Below are 19,016 nucleotides of genomic sequence, written 5' to 3'. Positions count from 1 at the left end.
TGCTGTACTGAAGTAGGCGGTAAGCATGACGATGGCGCTCTCGAGCGCCATCGTCATTTTTGTTTCCACGTGAGTCGCCGCCATAACTGCCATCACACGTGAACGATTTCCCAATCGCTGAGCTTCTCGGGAATTTCGAGCGTCGCCGTGTCGTCGCCTTCCGAGAGATGCGGGCAGATCAAGCCGCGTGCGAGGTCGTCTGCGGCCTGCTGCGGGCTGGCAAACTCGCCGAGCGTTTCATTGCCGTAGGTTGCTTCCCAACCGTCCTGTCCCGGCAAAATGTAGAACGCGCCTTGATTCGAACCAAAACGAAAGCCTTTCATTTTTAGTCTCCCAATTGCCAATTAAAAACCGCGGTGCCGTGGCGGCTTCGTGCGAGAGGTTGGGGACCGTCAGACAGTGTTTCCGTCTCGTCCAACTCACTCGGCTACTGAAGCGCCGGCTCTTGTAAAAGAGTCTACGTCAGCAGGCAGTGGCGCAAGGGGTTGTTAGATGCTTCGTTCGAGTAAAAAATTGTGTTTAAAAATAAAAGCTTATCGTCTTTGTTTCACGATGTGCAACGTGGGGCGACATTGCGAAATGCCGGATTTGTGCCACGCACCACGATTTTTTACGAAGCAATCGATCGTTCCACATCGTGAAATTTTCGAGAGTTTAAGTGCGGTCGTTCTATTCAAGGCAGGATCGCAAGCGGCCGACGCGTCGGCACGATCCGCTTAGCCGGCAATCCGGCGCAGGAAATCGAGCATCACACGATTGAATTGCGCCGGCCGTTGCAGCGGGGCGAAGTGACTCACGCCGGGCAATAGAATCAGCTCCGCGCCGGGAATGGTGCGGGCGAGGTATGCGGCGTGTTCCGGCTTGATGAACTCGTCGTGTTCGCTTTGCACGATGGCGACCGGCACACGGACTCGGGCCAGATCGTCGGCGCGGTAGTTGGGCTCGGTTTTCATCATCGTGCTGACGGCGGAGACGAATGCTTCGAAGTCGTCCGGTGTCGCCGATAGCTGCGCGTAGTCTTTTGCGTGGCGGCTGAAGCAGCGCTCGATCGTCGGCGTCGGCACAAATGGCATCGTGCCGCTCGGGTCCATGTTGCAGCCGAAGAAAAACACGCCCGCCACGCGCTCCGGGGCGGTGATGCCCAATACCATCGCGACGCAGGCGCCGTCGCTCCAGCCCACCAGCGCCGCGCGATCGAGCTGCAAGGCGTCCATGACGGCGAGCACGTCCGAGGCCATCAGTTCGTAGCGGTAGGGCCGTGCGTCGCGGGTGCTGCGACCGTGGCCGCGACTGTCGACGACCACCACGCGATGCCCTGCGCCGAGCAGCGCCGGAAGCTGGTAGCCCCAATTGCCGCTATGCCCGAGACCGCCGTGCAGCAGAATCACCGGTGCGCCGGTGCCATGCGACGCGTACCAGATGCGCGCGCCTTCGTGCTCGACGTAGGCTTCTTCGTTCGGGACCGGCAGCGGCGCGGCGCCAGCGGCTTCGAAGTGTTCGAGGTCGTCGTCGTGCGATTTGCTGGTGGGTTCCATCGCCGTCGTCTCCGGTGTCGACCAGAGTTGGCGCTTTAGCGCCTTACTCTGGTCCCATGCACCTGCTGCGGTCGACCAGAGTTGGCGCTTTAGCGCCTTACTCTGGTCCCATGCACCTGCTGCGGTCCCATGCACCCATTGCGGTACCACGCAACAAGGTTGCCTGGAGGATTCGCTAGGTTGCCAGCGTTCCGGACAGCGATCAACGCATCTACGAGTTTTTGTGTCCAGTGGGTTTGCGCAACGTCGGTGCACTAAAAAGCAAAACCCGGCGCAAAGGCCGGGTTCCGTTCTATCGCCGCACTGGCGTCAACACATCTATCACTGCATCCCGGACGACTCGTAATTCACATCCGACACCACGCCATTCGGATCGATCGTCACGATCAGATCGCGCTTGGAGAACTTGAGGTTGAACGCCGAGCCGCTCGTCGTGTGGTACGCATAAACGAGGGCTTGGCCCTTCTTGTCCTTGATGATCGGATATACCGCATAGCCGGCGGGTCTGCCCAGCAACGCGATAACCTCGTCGCGGGTGGTCTTGCCTTTGACGATGGCCGAGCGTTTCGACGCGTCGAAGGAACTGGCGTCGTCCTTGAACGTGGAGACGAATACGTTCGACACCATCACGTCCTTCCAGAAGCCCAATTCCAGCGAACGCGCCGGTATCACGCCGGTTTCCAGCGGCGTGCCGCCAGTCGACGCATACGCATAGGAAAGCAGCGTCACGTCTTCTTCGTTTTTGGTGACGGTGCTCTGGCGAAACGGGCTACCGTATTTTGCTCGCGCCTCGGCAACGGTCGTTTTGCCGTTTTGCAAAGCCGAGTCATCAGGACGGACGAAGTTCGTCCCGGCGCAGCCACTCAGCACGCCGACCAGAGCAGCACTCAGGCAAATCATTGAAATCTTGTTCATCAGGTCCCCGAAGACATCGTAATAAGGCGTGCACGTGGCACTGTTTTGATTGCTCCTCTATCGAGCGAAGTTCGCATGTCACACGAACAGTGGATATCGACGGCCTTCACGATACCCACCGCTCGTAGTCACCGACACTCAACTCGAAACGTACGCGACATACGGCCCCGTCCCGCCGCCGCTCGAGGCGCGGCCCGAGATGCCGTAGTAGACATGGCGGCCATAGAAGAACGGCAGGCCAAAGTCGAACTGCCGGGTCATGTAGATACCGAGGTTGTTGAACGCGTTATTCCCCGATGCGTTCAGCGTCGCGCCGTTTGCGATATTGACGCCGAGCGTCACGCTCGCCGGATTGGTCCCCACGAGGGTCGAGGTGCGGCCCACCGTCGCGGCCGGAATGTAGTAGCCGGACGACGTGTCGCGCGCAATCGTGGTGTCCGGAAAGAACAGCACGGTCGAGCCCGAATCGAAGAAGGTCTGCGTGAATACAGTGCCGTTAAAGCTGGACGTGAAGTCGCCGTTCAGGTTCGTCCGGAAGATCGGCGCACCTGTGCCGTTCAGCACGTTATTCGCCTGAGTGTCGATGCCGAACACGAGCGTGCCTTGAGCCGTCGCGCTGCCGCTATCCGACACTTGCGCCATCTCCAGAATCACGCCGTTGTTGTCTTGCGCGAAGAGCGACACCGGGTTGGTGATCTGGCCGCTGACCGGCACCGAGGTGACGTTGCCGGCGTTGGTGTAATAGAACTGCGGACGCGCCGTCAATTCACACGCCGAGCCGCAATCCGTCGGACTCACTCCAATGCCGAGAATGCCGTTTGCACCAATATCGGCAACGCTCGCCAACTGCCTTCCCACCTAGCATTCGCTCGGCGCGGCCACGGTCAGCGCCGGATCGCCGATCACGTGGATCGGCACCGACGGCGCAATCTCGTTCGATAAACCCACGTCCGCGAGATGCACCGAACCCCATGCATAGCCGCTGCCGAACAGCGCGCATTCGGCGAGCGGCAGGCCGCTCGTATGAGCCGTTTCGGCAGTGAGCGCGCTGAAAGTGGCGTCAGGAATCGCCGAGCGAATCAGACGCAGCCCGAACGACGCCGTGTCGACGATCACGTTGGGAATCGTCGCGCAACTTGTTGCCGCGTTGGAGCCGGGCGCGCAGATCTTGACGCTGACCATCGGCTGGTTATGAATGCCCGTTCCGCTTACCGTTACCAGCATCGTGTTGCCCGCGCCCACGGGTGTGGGCACGGCCGACGCGTCGACGGCGAGCACATTGGGTGTCGAGTCACTGGTAAGGGGCGTGTTCGCCGAGCCGCCCGATGCCGCGGGCGCGCTCGCTGCGGTGGGCGCGTTGGCCGTCGTGGTGCTGTTGCCGCCGCCACCACCGCCGCCGCAGCCGGCAAGACCGAATGCCAGTCCGAGCCCAAGCGCGAGCCCAAGCGCCGCGGCAATAATTCTTGCGATTTTGCGCACTGTTATTCTCTCTAATGATTTTAATGAGTTATTTGATATCGTCAGCGCTGACCCCTTGCGGCAGCGCTTGCGGTAAATAGGCGCGGCCCACGAAGGCGCCCATATGGCCGCCGGTCTCGACGACCAGCCCCGACTGATGCACGACGGCGGGTCCATAGCCGCCGCCTTGCGTGGCGTGGGCGTCGGTGAGTGCCTGGACATAGGAAGGGAAGTAAGTGGCGAGCAGCGTTTTGAGCGGCGGCATGGTCGGGCCTTGCCAGCTCAACGCGAAGACGCTGTTGCCCGGGCCGATGTATTCGCTCACCACCGTCCCCGATGAAAGCGTTGTCTGGCTCACGGTGTAGCTCGCCGCTGCCGCGCTGCCACTGGCGGCGAAGCGCGCCACCGCCGCGCTATTCTGGCTCGCCGCCCCCGCGCTCGTGCTGCTCGCCGTGACCGGATAGGTCGGTGCGCCGCCCAATGCCGCATACGCTGGTGAAATCAGAGCGAACGACGCCGCGGCCACCGCGAGCATTCGAAATTGGCTCATTATCATTTTTTCGTTTTCGAAGTTTTTGAGTTTTTGGAAACACGCGCGAGCGGTTTTCTTATCCCTCGAACTCGCGCGAAGCCGATACTAGCGCGAGCACGTGGAAGTAAATCAGACGATTAATGGCGATAATCGGGCGCTGTTTGAAAATGAAAGGTAAAGCGCATATTGCGCGCGGTTCAATCCTCGCCGAGTTTTACGATCAGCATTGAAACGAAGGTCTCCGTCACCGGCGGCAAAGTGCGGCCGCGCTTCTTGATGAGTGCGATAGGCCGGGTGAACGCGGGATCGTCGACCGCGCGCACGATCAGCTCGGGCTCCGCTCTGACTTCGCGGGCCGACGCCGGCAGGATCGTCACGCCGAGCCCGGCGCGCGCCATCGCGACAGCGGTCATCATGTAGGTGGGCTCGCACGCAATCTCCGGCGTGCAGCGGGCGTTCGCGAAAGCGCTGTCGACAACGGCCCGCACGCTTGTGCCCTGTGCGGTCAGCACGAGCGGCACGGCGGCGAGATCGGCGAGTGTGATGCGCCGCCGCCGGGCCAGTGCATGGCGCTTCGGAAACACGGCAACCAGCCGGTCGATGCCCGCATGCAGCACCTCGAACGCGGCATCGTCGAGCTGGCCGCCGGTCAGCCCGATATCGGCCTCTTCATTGCGAACGAGCGTATTGACCATGCTGGCGACCACGTCGCGCACATGAAAGCTCACGCGCGGCACGGCCTTCTTGAGGTCCTGTACGAGTTCAGGCAGCACGCTGGCCGCGAACGTTGGCAGGCACGCGATCCGCACCGTGCCGCTCGCGCCTTCGCCGAGCGAGCGTGCGTCGATCAGCACGTGCTCCATGTCATGCAGCGACTTCTGCAGGAGCGGCAGCAATTCGCGGCCGGTCGGCGTCAGCGCGACGTTGCGGCTGTTGCGGTCGAAGAGGCGCATGCCGACCGTTTCTTCAAGCCGGCGAATTTGCACCGTCAGCGCCGGTTGCGACAGATGCAGCCGCGTCGCCGCTCGCGTGAAGCTGCCCGTTTGCGCTACGGCGATAAACGCGCGAATGTCCCGAAGATTCAGATCCATGATGGTTTGTAATTGCTGCGATCAAATCATTTCAATTGATTTATAAGCGCTTCGAACTTACGCTGGATCGCAGTAAAAAACAATCTCGGAGACAAGCACATGCTGCCATTACTGGGGCTCGCCACCATCGTCGTATTGCTCGGCGCGATTCTGTCCAAACGCATGTCGCCGCTGGTCGCGCTCATCATCGTGCCGATTGCGGCGTCGCTCATTGGCGGCTTCGGCTTTCAGACCAGCAAGTTCGTGATCGAGGGGCTGAAGAATCTCGCGCCGGTCGTCGGCATGTTCGTATTCGCGATTCTTTACTTCGGCACGATCACCGACGCCGGCACGCTCGATCCGATCATCGACCGCATTCTGCGCGCGGTCGGCACGCGGCCCACGCGGATCGTAATGGGCACCACGCTGCTCGCGCTGCTGATCCATCTGGACGGCTCCGGCGCCGTCTGCTTTCTGGTCACGATTCCCGCCATGCTGCCGCTCTACGATCGCCTGAAGATGGATCGGCGCGTGCTGGCCGCGGCGGTTTCGATGGCGGCCGGCATCAACTTCCTGCCGTGGACGGGCCCGATGATTCGCGCGTCCGCGTCGCTGCATCTGCCGATCTCGGCGCTCTTCAATCCGCTGATTCCTGTGCAGGCGATCGGCCTCGTGTTCGTGTTCGGCATGGCGTTCTGGCTCGGTCGGCGCGAGGAAAAACGCCTCGGCCTCACGGCCGCGGACGGTTCAGTGCCCATGCCGAAACGCGAACTCACGCCCGACGAACAGGCGCTGCGCCGGCCAAAGAACTTCTGGTTCAACATCGTGCTGACGCTGGTGGTGCTCGGCACCATGGTCGTGATGGGCGAGAAGATCCCGCCGGCGATCATGTTCATGGTCGGCCTGTGCATCGCGCTGATGGTGAACTATCCGAACGTCGACATGCAGCGCAAACGGATCGACGCGCACGCGCGAGCCGCATTGATGATGGCCGGCATTCTGCTCGCAGCCGGCGTGTTCACCGGCGTGATGCAAGGCAGCGGCATGCTGAAGGCGATGGCGCAGGCGGCGGTCGGTTTCGTACCGCCGGCGATGGCCAGTCATATTCCCGTGGCGCTCGGCTTGCTCTCGATGCCGCTCAGCATGTTGTTCGATCCCGACTCGTTCTATTTCGGCGTGCTGCCGGTGATCGCCGAAGTAGCCGGCCAGCTCGGCGTGCCCGCGGTGCACGTCGGCCAGGCCGCGTTGCTCGGGCAGATGACCACGGGCTTTCCGGTGAGCCCGCTGACACCCGCCACCTTCCTCGTGGTCGGCCTGTGCGGCATCGAACTCGCCGACCATCAGAAATTCACGTTCCCCTTGCTGTTCGGCGCGTCGGTCGTCATGACGATTGCCTGCGTCGCGCTGGGGATATTCTCACTGTGAGCTTCACTGAACGAACGGATGTGACCAGCATGACAGCTACTCAATCTCAACGCAGCGTGCGCGTCGGCGCGGGCGCGGGTTATTCGGGCGACCGGATCGAACCCGCCGTCGAACTGGCGGAGCACGGCGCGCTCGATTACCTCGTGTTCGAGTGCCTCGCGGAACGCACGATTGCGATCGCGCAGCAGGCACGCAGCAAGAACCCGGAGCTCGGCTACGACCCGTTGCTCGAAACGCGCATGCGGGCCGTGCTGCCGGCCGCGCTGCGCAACGGCGTGCGCATCATTTCGAACATGGGGGCGGCGAATCCCCTCGCGGCGGCGCGCAAAACCGTTGAGATCGCGCGCGAGCTCGGTCTCGGCGAGGTGAAGATCGCGGCGGTCACCGGCGACGATGTGCTCGACGTCGTGCGCCACGGCGATTTCTGCTTCGTCGAATCCGGAGAACGTGTGTCGGACTATCAGGACCGGCTGGTGTCCGCGAACGCCTATCTCGGCGCGAGCGCGATCGTCGATGCGCTCGCGGCCGGTGCACAGATCGTGCTGACCGGACGCGTGGCCGATCCGTCGCTGTTCGTCGCACCGCTGATTCACGAATTCGGCTGGCGCATGGACGACTGGCAGACGCTTGGCCAGGCGACTGTGATCGGCCATCTTCTCGAATGCGCGGGGCAGATCACCGGTGGCTATTTCGCGGATCCGGGCTTCAAGGATGTGCCTGAACTGGCGAGGCTAGGCTTCCCGATTGCCGAAGTCGCCCGGGACGGCGCGGTGGTCATCACCAAGCTCGCGCAAGCCGGCGGGCGAGTCACGGAAGCGACCTGCAAGGAACAGTTGCTGTACGAGATTCACGACCCGCAGCGCTATCTGCAACCGGACGTGGTCGCGGATTTCTCACAGGTGCGCGTCGCGCAGGAAGCGCCGGATCGCGTTCGCGTGAGCGGCGGGCGAGGCACGGCGCGTACGGATACGTTGAAGGTGTCCGTAGCTTATTTCGATGGTTATATCGGCGAAGGGCAGATTTCGTACGGCGGTCCCGGTGCGTTGGCGCGCGCGCGGCTCGCACTCGATATCGTGCGGGAGCGGCTCGTGTTGACCGGCGTGGAGACGCGTGAATTGCGCTTCGATCTGATCGGCGTGAACTCGTTGCATGGCGAGACGGCGGCAGCCGGTTATGCCGAACCGTACGAGGTGCGTGCAAGAGTGGCGGGGCGCACGGCCTCGCTTGCGCAAGCCGTACGGATCGGCAACGAGGTGGAGACGCTTTACACCAATGGTCCCGCAGGCGGAGGCGGTGTCACGAAGTCGGCCCGCGAAGTCGTCGCGGTGCAATCGGTTTTGCTGCCGCGCGAGCATGTGACGCCGGCGTTTTCGATGGTGGAGGCGTGAGATGAAATTACGTGAGCTGGCTCATTCGCGTACTGGCGACAAAGGCAATACGCTGAACATCTCGGTGATCTGCTACGACGCGAAGAACTACGAACATCTGCGCGCGGCGCTGACGCCGGAACGGGTCAAAGCGCATCTGCGCGATGTCGTGCAAGGCGACGTGGTGCGCCATGAATTGCCCGGCCTCGGCGCGTTCAACTTCGTGCTCGGCCATGCGCTCGGCGGCGGCGTGACGCGTTCGCTCGCACTCGACGCGCACGGCAAGTCGCTGAGCTCGGCGTTGATGGATCTCGATGTCGAGGCGCCTGCTTCGTAGCGCGCTGATACGTTTGCGGCCGCCTTCAGGCGTGCGCGTCTTGCCGAGGCGGCACGCGCTGCCACGCTTCGATCATCTCCTCGATACCATGCCGCACTTTGGGCATCGGATGCCGGCGCGCTCCTGAAACACAGTTGCTGTGCCATAGCAACAATCGGTGAAGGCTGCGCCGTCCAGCAGACGCAGGGCTTTGGGCGCATTGCGGACTGCAGGCTCCCAAGTCTTCGGAGCCTTGCCCCGTTTTTCTCGACGACCCGCGCCTATAGATTGTCAATCAACGCCAGACAGCGCAAGCGACGCCCGGCGGCAATCATTCACTGGATCGCATCGAGAGAGAAACCATCATGAGCAAGCTCTTCACCTCAGTTAAAGTCGGACCTTATGTACTCGCCCACCGCATCGTGCTCGCGCCGCTCACCCGCATGCGCGCGGAAGACGGCGCGCGCCCCGGCCGCCTGATGGCCGACTATTACGCGCAGCGCACGACAGCTGGCGCATTGCTGATCGGCGAGGCGACCATTGCCGCGGTCGAAGGCAACGGCTACCTCGGCGCGCCCGGACTTTACGACGACGGCCAGATCGCCGGCTGGCGCGAAGTCACCGACGCGGTCCACGCGAAGGGCGGCAAGATCTTCCTGCAGCTCTATCACGCTGGCCGTCAGTCGAACGCTGAGCTGCAGCCGGAAGGACGCCGGCCGGTAGGCCCGTCGGAAGTGCTGCACGGCGGTGTCGCTTACACGAACGCCGGCTGGATTCCGAACACGCCGAACCGCGCATTGGAGATCGACGAGATTGCCGGGATTGTGGAGAGTTTCCGCACGGCGGCGGAACGTGGCGTGAAGGCGGGCTTTGACGGCGTCGAATTGCACGCGGCAAATGGCTATCTGTTCGACCAGTTCCTGCAGGACGGCAGCAACAGGCGCACGGACGCCTACGGCAGCTCGTTCGAAAATCGCGCGCGCCTGTTGATGGAAGCGACCCGCGCGGTGATTTCCGTGTGGGGCAGCGACAAGGTCGCCGTGCGTCTCGGACCGAGCGGTTCGTGGGGCGATATGTCGGATCGCGATCCGGTCGGCCTCTTTAGCTACGTCGCCGCCGAACTGGCCAAACTCGATCTTGCGTATCTGCATCTGATCGAGCCGCGCATTGCCGGCAATGTAGAAGATGGAAGCCGCGATCCGGATCCGGTCGCCGCGCAGACGATTCGCCAGCACTACGCAGGGACGATCATCGCCGCGGGCGGATTCAAGCGCGATTCGGCGGAGGCGATCCTCGTGGATGGCGACGCCGACCTCGTCGCATTCGGCCGCGACTTTATCGCCAATCCGGACCTGCCGGAACGGTTGCGCCGCGATCTGCCGCTCAATGCATACGACCGGCCGACGTTCTTCGGTGGCACGGAAGTGGGCTATACGGACTATCCGTTTTATGAGGACGAGGCGGTCAGCGCATAAGGCTCGCTAAAACCAGGAAGCGCAATGTCGTAGAAGCCGGCGTGTTCAGTGCATTGCTGAATACGCCGGCTTTTTCGCGCAGGGCGAGACGCGCTGAAAAGTCCCGACGCCGACAGGCGTCACACTCAATCGCGGCCGGCAGCCCGTGCCGCCGCCGCGGATACCGGAAACAGATGCTCGCTCAGATAATCGACGAAGACCCGCGCTTTAGGCGAGATCTGACGCCCCGACGGCCACAACGCGCGAAACACGGTCGGCGTCTCCGTGTAGGTCTGCAGCACGGCAACCAGCGCGCCTCGCGCGAGCTGCGCGCGTATCGTGAAGTCGGGCACGCAGGCGAGGCCCAGGTCCTGTTCGGCAAGCATGGTCAAAGGCTCGACGGCAGTGGCGATGGCGGTGGTCGGAAGATCGATGTTCAGCAGCTCGCCGTCGCGCATCAGCGGCCAGCGCCGCAGCTTGTTGGTGGTGGGAAAACGATGTTGCAGGCACGCGTGATCGCGCAGCTGCTCGGGCTCTGCGGGCACGCCGCGTTGCGCGAAATAGCCCGGCGATCCGACGATCACATGCCGGTACGTGCCCATGGTGCGCGTGACGAGCGTGGAGTCGATCGCATCGCCGGTGCGGGTCACGACATCGAAACCTTCCTCGATTACATCGACCATGCGGTCGGAGAAGTCGATATCGAGCACGATGTCGGGGTAGGTCTTCATGAAAGCGGCGATCACCGGCATCATCAGCGTGCTCACCATCGGCATGCTGACGCGCAGCAGTCCGCGTGGCGCGGCATTGGCGAGCGCCAGTTCGTTCTCGGCCGCCTCGATTTCGCCGATGATGCGCTGGCAGCGCGTCAGAAACGTCGCGCCCTCGGGCGTCAGCGCAATGCTGCGCGTGCTACGGTGAAAGAGCCGCACGCCGAGCCGTCCTTCGAGCCGCGAGATCGCCTTGCCCACCGCCGACGACGAAATGCCCAACTGCCGGCCCGCTTCCGTAAAGCTGCGGGTTTCGGCGGCGCGCACGAACACGTTGAGCGAGCCGAACCGGTCCATCGCACCCGGCGAGGCGCCGCTCTCGCCGTTGACGGTCTGCGCGGGAACGCGCGGCGTGGGCGCGGCGGGACGGTCTGCAGGGGGCGCCGCATGAGTCGGCTGCGTCATCGGAAGCTCCTTGTCGGGCCCGCTACAAAACGCTGGAAAACAGCACTTCCCGCAGATAAACGGTCGACTCATTCACCCGCTTTGCTCAGTTCGTGAGCGCGACGCAGCCGTTCGCGGCTATTGCTCAAATGCATGCGCATGGCGGCGCGCGCGTCGTCCGGGTCTTGCCGTTCGATTGCGCGATAGATCATCTGATGCTCGTTCAACACGTTGCGCAGATGCTCGATATGGTCGAGTTCCGCGATCTCCGCCGTGCCGAGCCGCGTACGCGGGCTCACCGCGCGGCCGAGTTGGCTCAGCACGTCGAAAAAATAGCGGTTGCCGCTCGCGCGGGCGATCTGCAAATGAAACTCGATGTCGTGCGCGACCGTATCGCTGCTGCCGCGCTCGAGTTCGGACTCGAAGCGGTCCAGTGCGCCGCGGATCTGCTTGAGGTTCTGGTCGGTGCGCCGCGCCGCGGCGAGCGCGGCGGAGGCAGCCTCGACATCGATGCGGAATTCGATGATCGCCATGACGTCCAGCATGCTGGAGAGGTCGGCGGTCGGCAGCTTCATGGCTTGTTCCGACGGCGGCGCCAGCACGAAGGTGCCGATGCCGTGACGCGTCTCGACCACCTGGGCCGCTTGCAGGCGCGAAATCGCCTCACGCACCACGGAGCGGCTGACCGAGAGCTGCTTCATCATCGCGACTTCGGTGGGAATGCGATCGCCCGGCCTCAGGGCGCCGCGGCGAATTTCATCGGAAAGGGTGGCCACCACCTTCTCAGTTAGGCTGCTCATTTCTGGGGCTGGTCGGTTGTTCGGCTGGAAATGCACACATGGCGCGTGCGAATGGTGTCGTGTGTCGCCTCGGTATAGCCATCATAGCGGTTGTCCGGCCGGGAACGATTTCAATCGCGTGCTTGGGATGGTCGGCGGAAAAGAGGTTTCAGGGTTGGTTTGATCGAAAGTATATGTCCGCCATTTTACAGTCATCAGACATCCTAGTTCGATTGTAGAAATGGTTGCCGGCGCGCGCCATGTGCAATGATATGCAGATGGGCCGCAGTTTTGCAGGGTAAACACGGCATTGGAATAGCGCATGAAACAACGGTAGACTGTCATCAGACGACGTATCACAGGGTTAGGTGCGAAAAATCGGCGTGCCTAAATGCGCTGCGTTGCATTTGATTTGCCTGCATGACAGCCGAAACTGGAGTCAACCTTGACATCTGCCCTCACTACCGCCGCCGACCCGCTCGGATCAGCGGTCTCCAAGGTCAAGCGGCACGTGCTGCCGCTGTTTCTGATCATGTTCATCGCGAACTACATCGACCGCGTGAACATCGGCTTCGTCAATTCCCACATGCAGACGGACCTCGGCATTGGCGCCGCGGCCTACGGTCTCGGGAGCGGTTTGTTCTTTATCGGCTACGCGCTGTTCGAGGTGCCCTCGAACGTGTTGATGCAGAAGTACGGTGCGCGCGCGTGGCTCACCCGCATCATGGGTACGTGGGGACTCGTCGCGGCAGCGATGGCGTTCGTCTGGAACGACACTTCGTTCTACGTGCTGCGGTTTCTGCTGGGCATCGCCGAGGCCGGCTTCTTTCCCGGCGTGGTCTTTTACTTCACGCAATGGCTGCCGCAGAAGGAACGCGGCAAGGCGGTGGCGGTTTTTCTCGGCGGCTCGGCGCTCGCGTCTGTGTTGTCCGGTCCGATCACCGGCAGCCTGCTGTCCATTCGTGGCTTCGGCTTGCACGGCTGGCAATGGATGTTTCTCGTCGAAGGCGGCTTTTCGATAGTGCTGTGCGCGGTGAGCTGGATGCTGCTGAAGTCGCGTATCAGCGATGCCTCGTGGCTCTCCGCCGAAGAACAGAGCGTGCTCGCCACGTCGATCGCGGCGGAGCAGGCCGAGCGCGAGGCGCACGGCGGCGCGCATCTGCCGGCCATGAAGCTGTTGAAGGACCCGCAGATTCTGCTGTTCTGCTTCCTGTACTTCGCGATTCAACTGACCATCTACGCGGCCACCTTCTGGCTGCCCACCATCATTCGCAAAATGGGCGGCCTGTCCGACTTCGAAGTCGGCATGCTCAACGCGATTCCCTGGCTCATTGCCATGGTCGCGATGTACTGCTTCGCGCTGTTGTCGGCGAAATGGCGCTTTCAGCAGGCGTGGCTGGCCGTGGCGCTCGTCATCGCGGCGTGCGGGCTGTTCGCTTCGACTTCTGGCAATCCGGTGCTGTCGTTCGTGGCGATCTGTTTCTCGGCGATCGGCTTCAAGGCAGCGGCTTCGCTGTTCTGGCCGATCCCGCAGGGTTATCTGGATGCACGCGTGGCCGCCGCGGTCATTGCGCTGATCAACTCGGTGGGCAACCTCGGCGGATTTTTCGCGCCGGCCGCGTTCGGTTATCTGCAGCAGCACACCGGTTCGATCACGGGTGGGCTGTACGGTCTGGCCGTGGCTTCGCTGATTGCGGCAGCGGCTGGCTTTCTGACCCGCAATCGCCGTGTGAATCACGACCCGTTGCCGGAATCGCTGCGGCATCGAGCCCACTGACTACACTGACTAACAGCGTCGCCGATCATGCGTCACGTACTTTCCAGTTTCCGTCCGGTGCCCGTGCCGAGTGCGATCGCACTGCGCCTCGCCTTGCGGCACCCGGCTCATTAACTCATCTGGTCCAACCTCATGTCCACGAAACCTTCCCAATCGAACGCCACGCCTGTCGTCACCGAACTGCGCGTCGTGCCCGTCGCCGGCCGTGACAGCATGTTGCTCAATCTGAGCGGCGCGCATGGCCCGTTCTTCACGCGCAACATCGTCATTCTGCGCGATAGCGCCGGGCATACCGGCGTGGGCGAAGTACCGGGCGGCGAAAGTATTCGCAAGACCATCGACGACGCGCGCGCGCTCGTCGTCGGTCAGTCGATCGGCAATTTGCAAGCAGTCTTGAACAAGGTGCGCACGCAATTCGCCGACCGCGACGCCGGCGGCCGCGGTTTGCAGACGTTCGATCTGCGTACCACGATTCATGCGGTGACCGCGCTCGAAGCCGCGTTGCTCGACCTGCTCGGCCAGCATCTGGGCGTACCCGTTGCCGCGTTGCTAGGCGAAGGCCAGCAACGCGACGAAGTCGAAATGCTCGGCTATCTGTTCTATATCGGCGACCGCAAGAAGACCGACCTGGAATACGCGAGCGGCGCGGAGGGCCGCGACGACTGGGAGCGCGTGCGCACCGAAGAGGCGATGACGCCCGAGGCCGTCGTGCGTCTGGCCGAAGCCGCGCAGGCGCGCTACGGCTTCAACGACTTCAAGCTGAAGGGCGGCGTGTTGTCCGGGGACGCCGAAATCGAAGCCGTCACCGCGCTCGCCGAACGGTTTCCCAAGGCCCGCGTGACGCTCGACCCGAACGGCGCTTGGTCCTTGGCGGAAGCGGTGCGCCTGTGCCGTGACCAGCACGACGTGCTCGCCTATGCGGAAGATCCGTGCGGCGCGGAAAACGGTTATTCGGGCCGCGAGGTGATGGCCGAGTTCCGCCGCGCGACCGGCTTGCCGACGGCGACCAACATGATCGCCACCGACTGGCGTCAGATGGGCCACGCGATCCAGTTGCAATCCGTGGACATTCCGCTGGCCGATCCGCACTTCTGGACCATGCAGGGCTCGGTGCGCGTCGCGCAGATGTGCAATGACTGGGGCCTCACGTGGGGCTCGCACTCGAACAACCACTTCGACATTTCGCTCGCCATGTTCACGCATGTGGCGGCGGCCGCGCCCGGCAAGATCACGGCGATCGACACGCACTGGATCTGGCAGGACGGTCAGCGTTTGACGCGTGAGCCGCTGCAGATCGTCGGCGGCAAGGTCAGGGTGCCGCAGGCCGCGGGGCTCGGTATCGAACTGGACATGGACGAGATCGAGAAGGCGCACGCGCTGTATCAGCAGCACGGCCTGGGCGCGCGCGACGATGGCGTGGCGATGCAATACCTGATCCCGAACTGGAAGTTCGATGACAAGCGCCCGTGTCTGGTGCGCTAACCAGCGGCAATATGGGCGTCGCCTTTAACTCTTGCGAAACACCACATGCGAGATGCGCTGCACCAGCAGCGCGGCCGCCAGCGCCGCCACCGCCGTCAGCCACACGCCGATATGAATCGACTGCACGAGCGCATCGCGTGCGGTGTCGATCAACGCGAGCGTATTGAGCCCTGACGGTTTCATATCCGCGATCAGCTTCAGACGCGAGGCTTCGTCGATCAGAATGCGCAGGTCGACAAAGCGAGGCCGCCATTGCGACGCGGCCGGTTCGCCGAGCACGCTCATCGTGCGCGTGACTACGTCGCGGTAATGATGTTGCACCACGGTTGCGACAATGCTGGTGCCGAGCATGCCGCCCACCATGCGGGTGGATTGCAGCAGCGCCGTCGTAATGCCGAAGCGCTCGCGCCCGGCAATCTCCTGGCCGAACACGTTCAGATTGTTGAGGATGAAGCCGAGGCCGATGCCGACCGCGGCCATCGGCAATTCGATCCACACATGCGGCGTGTCCGGATTCGCAAACGCCAGCGCAATCGAGGCGAACAACAGCAGCGCGAAGCCGATCGACAGGATCTGCGTGGGCTTCTTCATGTGAATGACGATGCGCGTATTCAGCAGACTGCCGAGCGCGATGCAGGCGGCGATCGGCGTGGCGAGCAGGCCGGCCTGCTGCGGCGACAATCCGAAGCCGCCTTGCAGCAGCAGCGGCGCGAAAAAGATCAGCGAGAACATCACGAAGCCCGACAGCATGCCGAGCGTGAATAGCGTGACGAGTTGCGGGTCCTTGAACAGGTCGAGCGGAATGATCGGATGCGTGGCGCGCTTTTCGCATATCAGCAAGGCAATCGCACCGACGATCACGCAGGCCGCCAGCGTGAGCGTGCCTGCGGTGAGGCCGTCTTTCGGCACGGCTTCGATGAAAGCCTGCAGACCGCCGAGCACGGCGGCGACCAGCCCCGCGCCGAGCCAGTCGATCTTCACTTCGCCTTCATGCGGACGCCGGAAGGCGGGCAGATGCGCCCAGATGAAATAGAGCGCCGCCGCGCCGACCGGCAAGTTGATCAGGAAGGTGGAGCGCCAGCCCCAGTGTTCGCTCATCCAGCCGCCGAGCGACGGTCCCGCCGCGGTGCCGATGCCGTAAGCGGCGGCCATCACCACTTGCCAGCGCACGCGCGCCCGAGGATCGGGAAAGAGATCGGGTATCGAAGCGAATGCCGTGCCGACCATCATCCCGCCACCCACGCCTTGCAGGCCGCGCGCGATCACGAGAAACAGCATGTCGTTCGCGACGCCGCAGAGCACCGACGCCACCGTAAACGTGATGACCGCGGCAATCACGAAACGCTTGCGGCCGAAGTAGTCGCCGAGCCGCCCGAACACCGGCACGGTCACGACCGAGGCCAGCAGGTAGGCGCTCGCGATCCACGCGTAGTACTCGAAGCCGTGCAACTCGGCGACGATGGAAGGCAGTGCGGTGCTGACGACGGTCTGGTCGAGTGCGACCAGCATGTTGACGAGGCCGATGCCGAGCATGGCGAACAGGGCGTTGCGGAACGGCAGGGCGGTGGCGGTCGGATTCACGGGCTTGAGGAAGAAAGCTTTGCAAGGTGGGCGCTGCGCGAATGGCGCAGGTCAGGGTCTTGACGAACCATGTCCTCTAGTTGTCTGACCTCTTGGTGGGGATTATACGGGTTTTCCCTGGGCGAAACTAATCGCTGGAATTTTGGGCAAAAAAAAGCCGCGCACAGTGGCGCGGCCTGATTGGTGAAATTCGGGGCGGAAAAGAAAGGCGCGCTTGCGTTTCGCGCGCCCATCCGCGCGGGCTGTCTTAGCCGAAACTGGGGTTCTTGCCGAGCGCCATCGCCATCGCTTGCAGCGCGACCAGATAGCCGTTCGCGCCGAGTCCGCAGATCACGCCGGTCGCCGCGCGCGAGATCAGCGAGTGGCGATAGGTTTCATCGCGTTTATGAATGTTGGTGATGTGCAGCTCGATCAACGGTCGCTCGGTCAGCTTGACCGCGTCGAAGACCGGCACCGACGCGAACGAAAAGCCCGCCGGATTGATGATCACCGCGGCGTCGCGCTCGAACGCTTCCTGCAACCAGTCGACCATGGTGGCTTCGCTGTTGGTCTGGCGGAACTCGCATTTGAGTTCCAGCCGCGCCGCGAGCGTCTCCACCTGCTGCTGGATTTGCGCCAGCGTGGTCGTCCCATACAGGTGCGGCTCGCGCTTGCCGAGCATGTTGAGGTTCGAGCCGTTCAATACATATACGAGGTCAGTCATTGTTCTGTCGCCTGTTTGCAAAAATTCGATATTCACCGTGACGCCTCGGCGCCGTGCGTATCACGAGCGATGGCTGTTGCCCACGGCCGCCGGCGCAAAGTCCGCCGCGCCCGTCACGGCCGCCGTCGAGTCGGCGCGGTTCATGTCGATGCCGAGCGTTTCGCGCGCGGTCAGGATCATCACGAGCGAAATCACGTTGAAGACCACACAGACGGCGACGACCCCCCACGGCGAGCCATTGCACACGGAGAAAAGCCACACGGCCAGCACCGGCATCGGTCCGCCCGCCACCAGATTCGCGCCGGTATAGGCGAGCGCGGAGCCGGAATAACGCACGTTGGTCGGAAACGCTTCGGCGAAAGCGACCGGCTGAATGCCGCTTTGAAACTGCGTGAAGCCGAGGAAGAAACCCATCGCCGCGAGCATCGGCACGAAGCTTTTGGTGTCCAGAATCTGGAAGTACACGAAGAGCATCAGCAGGGTCGCGGTGGAACCGATCGCGAGCGCCTTCTTGCGGCCGATTTTGTCGCTGAGCATGCCGCCGGCGAGCGCGCCGACGATCGCACAGACATTGGCGCCCATCAGCAGAAGAAAGCCGGTTTGCTTCGGGATCGCGAGTGTCTTCGTGATGTAGCTGAGCGAGAACACCACGATCAGATAGAAGATCGCCGCAGGCCCACAGAAGAACAGCATCCAGCGCAGAACGGTTCTCCAGTGCAAACGCAGCGCATCGCGCAACGGGCTGCCCACATGCACGACCTCCGTTTTACGCAGCGCGACGAAGGCGGGCGTCTCGCTGACGCGCAAGCGGATATACACGCCGACCACCACGAGGACAAAACTCAGCACGAACGGGATGCGCCAGCCATACGAATCGAATGCCTGCGCCGACATCGTGGACGACAGTAGCAGCAGCACGCCGTTGGCCATGATCTGACTGAGCGGCGAACACAGGCCCAGCAGCCCGGAGTACTTGCCGCGCCGGTCGGGGCTGGCGTGTTCGATCGCCATCAATTGCGCGCCGGTCGACTCGCCACCCAGCGCGAAGCCTTGCAGAATGCGCAGCAGCACCAGCAGAACCGGTGCCCATACGCCGATGCTCGCGTAGGTCGGCAGCAGACCCATCAGCATCGAGGCGAGACCCATCACCGTGACGGTGCCCAGCATGAGGTTGCGCCGCCCGAGCTTATCGCCCAAATGGCCGCAGATGATCGCACCGAGCGGCCGCGCGGCGAGCCCTACGCCAAAGGTCGCGAGCGACGCGAGCAGGGCGGACGTCGAATCCATCGACGGGAAAAACAGTTTGGGCAAAACCGTGGCGGCCAATGCGCCATAAAGCGTGAAGTCGAACCACTCGAGCGCGGTGCCGACGGCCGCCGCCGTGACTGCTCGCGTGCGCATCGCGGCATGCGTGCCTTGCTGCGTTTCCTGAATCATGTTGTCTCCTTAACCGTCGCCGCACGGGATG

General features: G+C 63.0%; 16 protein-coding genes and 1 pseudogene. 6 read left to right on the top strand and 11 right to left on the bottom strand.

Going from position 1 to position 19,016, the window contains the following annotated elements:
• Positions 1–92 precede the first annotated feature (92 nt).
• The 6 genes and pseudogenes from P0D68_RS12890 to P0D68_RS12865 all read right to left on the bottom strand — a co-directional run bounded on the left by P0D68_RS12890 (position 93) and on the right by P0D68_RS12865 (position 5,531).
• The gene (locus tag P0D68_RS12890; protein ID WP_091806363.1) at positions 93–323 is read right to left on the bottom strand and encodes a hypothetical protein; all 231 of its coding nucleotides are present in this window, start codon (positions 321–323) and stop codon (positions 93–95) included.
• 393 nt (positions 324–716) lie between these two features.
• The gene (locus P0D68_RS12885) at positions 717–1,535 is read right to left on the bottom strand and encodes an alpha/beta fold hydrolase (RefSeq protein WP_408294122.1); all 819 of its coding nucleotides are present in this window, start codon (positions 1,533–1,535) and stop codon (positions 717–719) included.
• 321 nt (positions 1,536–1,856) lie between these two features.
• Complete coding sequence (locus P0D68_RS12880; protein ID WP_408294119.1) at positions 1,857–2,450, bottom strand: hypothetical protein; 594 nt, start codon at positions 2,448–2,450, stop codon at positions 1,857–1,859.
• A gap of 138 nt (positions 2,451–2,588) precedes the next feature.
• A pseudogene (locus tag P0D68_RS12875) lies at positions 2,589–3,674 on the bottom strand (DUF3443 domain-containing protein).
• Positions 3,675–3,957: 283 nt separating this feature from the next.
• Positions 3,958–4,464 carry a DUF2844 domain-containing protein gene (locus P0D68_RS12870; RefSeq protein ID WP_408294117.1) on the bottom strand — a complete coding sequence of 169 codons (507 nt, stop codon included), beginning with the start codon at positions 4,462–4,464 and terminating at the stop codon, positions 3,958–3,960.
• A gap of 173 nt (positions 4,465–4,637) precedes the next feature.
• Positions 4,638–5,531 carry a LysR family transcriptional regulator gene (locus P0D68_RS12865; protein WP_408294114.1) on the bottom strand — a complete coding sequence of 298 codons (894 nt, stop codon included), beginning with the start codon at positions 5,529–5,531 and terminating at the stop codon, positions 4,638–4,640.
• Positions 5,532–5,630: 99 nt separating this feature from the next.
• On the opposite strand from P0D68_RS12865, the gene P0D68_RS12860 reads away from it, so the two are divergent.
• The 4 genes from P0D68_RS12860 to P0D68_RS12845 all read left to right on the top strand — a co-directional run bounded on the left by P0D68_RS12860 (position 5,631) and on the right by P0D68_RS12845 (position 10,093).
• Positions 5,631–6,935, top strand: a complete 1,305-nt coding sequence (locus P0D68_RS12860; RefSeq protein ID WP_408294112.1) for a CitMHS family transporter — start codon at positions 5,631–5,633, stop codon at positions 6,933–6,935.
• A gap of 29 nt (positions 6,936–6,964) precedes the next feature.
• Positions 6,965–8,323 carry an acyclic terpene utilization AtuA family protein gene (locus P0D68_RS12855; protein ID WP_408294109.1) on the top strand — a complete coding sequence of 453 codons (1,359 nt, stop codon included), beginning with the start codon at positions 6,965–6,967 and terminating at the stop codon, positions 8,321–8,323.
• 1 nt (position 8,324) lies between these two features.
• Complete coding sequence (locus P0D68_RS12850; RefSeq protein ID WP_408294107.1) at positions 8,325–8,639, top strand: AtuA-related protein; 315 nt, start codon at positions 8,325–8,327, stop codon at positions 8,637–8,639.
• 344 nt (positions 8,640–8,983) lie between these two features.
• On the top strand, positions 8,984–10,093 hold the full coding sequence (locus tag P0D68_RS12845) for an alkene reductase (protein WP_408294104.1): 1,110 nt from the start codon (positions 8,984–8,986) through the stop codon (positions 10,091–10,093).
• A 125-nt stretch (positions 10,094–10,218) separates the two neighbouring features.
• Here the strand turns inward: P0D68_RS12845 and P0D68_RS12840 are convergent, their stop codons facing one another.
• Positions 10,219–11,139: a LysR family transcriptional regulator gene (locus P0D68_RS12840; RefSeq protein WP_408294431.1), complete on the bottom strand. Its 921-nt coding sequence runs from the start codon at positions 11,137–11,139 to the stop codon at positions 10,219–10,221.
• A 176-nt stretch (positions 11,140–11,315) separates the two neighbouring features.
• Entirely contained in the window at positions 11,316–12,026 is a 711-nt protein-coding gene (locus tag P0D68_RS12835) for a FadR/GntR family transcriptional regulator (RefSeq protein ID WP_408184374.1), read from the bottom strand.
• A 424-nt stretch (positions 12,027–12,450) separates the two neighbouring features.
• On the opposite strand from P0D68_RS12835, the gene P0D68_RS12830 reads away from it, so the two are divergent.
• Together P0D68_RS12830 and gudD are read left to right on the top strand one after the other, a co-directional pair.
• The gene (locus tag P0D68_RS12830; RefSeq protein ID WP_408184375.1) at positions 12,451–13,782 is read left to right on the top strand and encodes an MFS transporter; all 1,332 of its coding nucleotides are present in this window, start codon (positions 12,451–12,453) and stop codon (positions 13,780–13,782) included.
• 132 nt (positions 13,783–13,914) lie between these two features.
• A complete protein-coding gene (gudD, locus tag P0D68_RS12825; RefSeq protein WP_408294100.1) occupies positions 13,915–15,264 on the top strand; it encodes a glucarate dehydratase in 1,350 nt (449 codons plus the stop codon).
• Positions 15,265–15,288: 24 nt separating this feature from the next.
• Here gudD and P0D68_RS12820 read toward each other — a convergent pair whose 3' ends face one another.
• The 3 genes from P0D68_RS12820 to P0D68_RS12810 all read right to left on the bottom strand — a co-directional run bounded on the left by P0D68_RS12820 (position 15,289) and on the right by P0D68_RS12810 (position 18,985).
• The gene (locus tag P0D68_RS12820; protein ID WP_408294428.1) at positions 15,289–16,797 is read right to left on the bottom strand and encodes an MFS transporter; all 1,509 of its coding nucleotides are present in this window, start codon (positions 16,795–16,797) and stop codon (positions 15,289–15,291) included.
• Between the two features lie 295 nt (positions 16,798–17,092).
• The gene (locus P0D68_RS12815) at positions 17,093–17,548 is read right to left on the bottom strand and encodes a type II 3-dehydroquinate dehydratase (protein ID WP_408294098.1); all 456 of its coding nucleotides are present in this window, start codon (positions 17,546–17,548) and stop codon (positions 17,093–17,095) included.
• Positions 17,549–17,608: 60 nt separating this feature from the next.
• Positions 17,609–18,985, bottom strand: a complete 1,377-nt coding sequence (locus P0D68_RS12810; protein ID WP_408294095.1) for an MFS transporter — start codon at positions 18,983–18,985, stop codon at positions 17,609–17,611.
• Positions 18,986–19,016: the final 31 nt, after the last annotated feature.

The organism is Paraburkholderia sp. RL17-380-BIE-A (assembly GCF_046028085.1).
Taxonomy (GTDB): domain Bacteria; phylum Pseudomonadota; class Gammaproteobacteria; order Burkholderiales; family Burkholderiaceae; genus Paraburkholderia.
Note: the sequence above shows the minus strand (reverse complement) of the source record. Positions and strands in the feature narration are given on the sequence as shown.

Coding starts and splice junctions, on each gene's coding strand:
- P0D68_RS12890 (WP_091806363.1), bottom strand. CDS start 323: ATGAAAGGCTTTCGTTTTGGTTCGAATCAAGGCGCGTTCTACATTTTG.
- gudD (WP_408294100.1), top strand. CDS start 13,915: ATGTCCACGAAACCTTCCCAATCGAACGCCACGCCTGTCGTCACCGAA.
- P0D68_RS12885 (WP_408294122.1), bottom strand. CDS start 1,535: ATGGAACCCACCAGCAAATCGCACGACGACGACCTCGAACACTTCGAA.
- P0D68_RS12835 (WP_408184374.1), bottom strand. CDS start 12,026: ATGAGCAGCCTAACTGAGAAGGTGGTGGCCACCCTTTCCGATGAAATT.
- P0D68_RS12850 (WP_408294107.1), top strand. CDS start 8,325: ATGAAATTACGTGAGCTGGCTCATTCGCGTACTGGCGACAAAGGCAAT.
- P0D68_RS12855 (WP_408294109.1), top strand. CDS start 6,965: ATGACAGCTACTCAATCTCAACGCAGCGTGCGCGTCGGCGCGGGCGCG.
- P0D68_RS12810 (WP_408294095.1), bottom strand. CDS start 18,985: ATGATTCAGGAAACGCAGCAAGGCACGCATGCCGCGATGCGCACGCGA.
- P0D68_RS12815 (WP_408294098.1), bottom strand. CDS start 17,548: ATGACTGACCTCGTATATGTATTGAACGGCTCGAACCTCAACATGCTC.
- P0D68_RS12820 (WP_408294428.1), bottom strand. CDS start 16,797: ATGCTCGGCATCGGCCTCGTCAACATGCTGGTCGCACTCGACCAGACC.
- P0D68_RS12840 (WP_408294431.1), bottom strand. CDS start 11,139: ATGGACCGGTTCGGCTCGCTCAACGTGTTCGTGCGCGCCGCCGAAACC.
- P0D68_RS12870 (WP_408294117.1), bottom strand. CDS start 4,464: ATGATAATGAGCCAATTTCGAATGCTCGCGGTGGCCGCGGCGTCGTTC.
- P0D68_RS12880 (WP_408294119.1), bottom strand. CDS start 2,450: ATGAACAAGATTTCAATGATTTGCCTGAGTGCTGCTCTGGTCGGCGTG.
- P0D68_RS12860 (WP_408294112.1), top strand. CDS start 5,631: ATGCTGCCATTACTGGGGCTCGCCACCATCGTCGTATTGCTCGGCGCG.
- P0D68_RS12845 (WP_408294104.1), top strand. CDS start 8,984: ATGAGCAAGCTCTTCACCTCAGTTAAAGTCGGACCTTATGTACTCGCC.
- P0D68_RS12865 (WP_408294114.1), bottom strand. CDS start 5,531: ATGGATCTGAATCTTCGGGACATTCGCGCGTTTATCGCCGTAGCGCAA.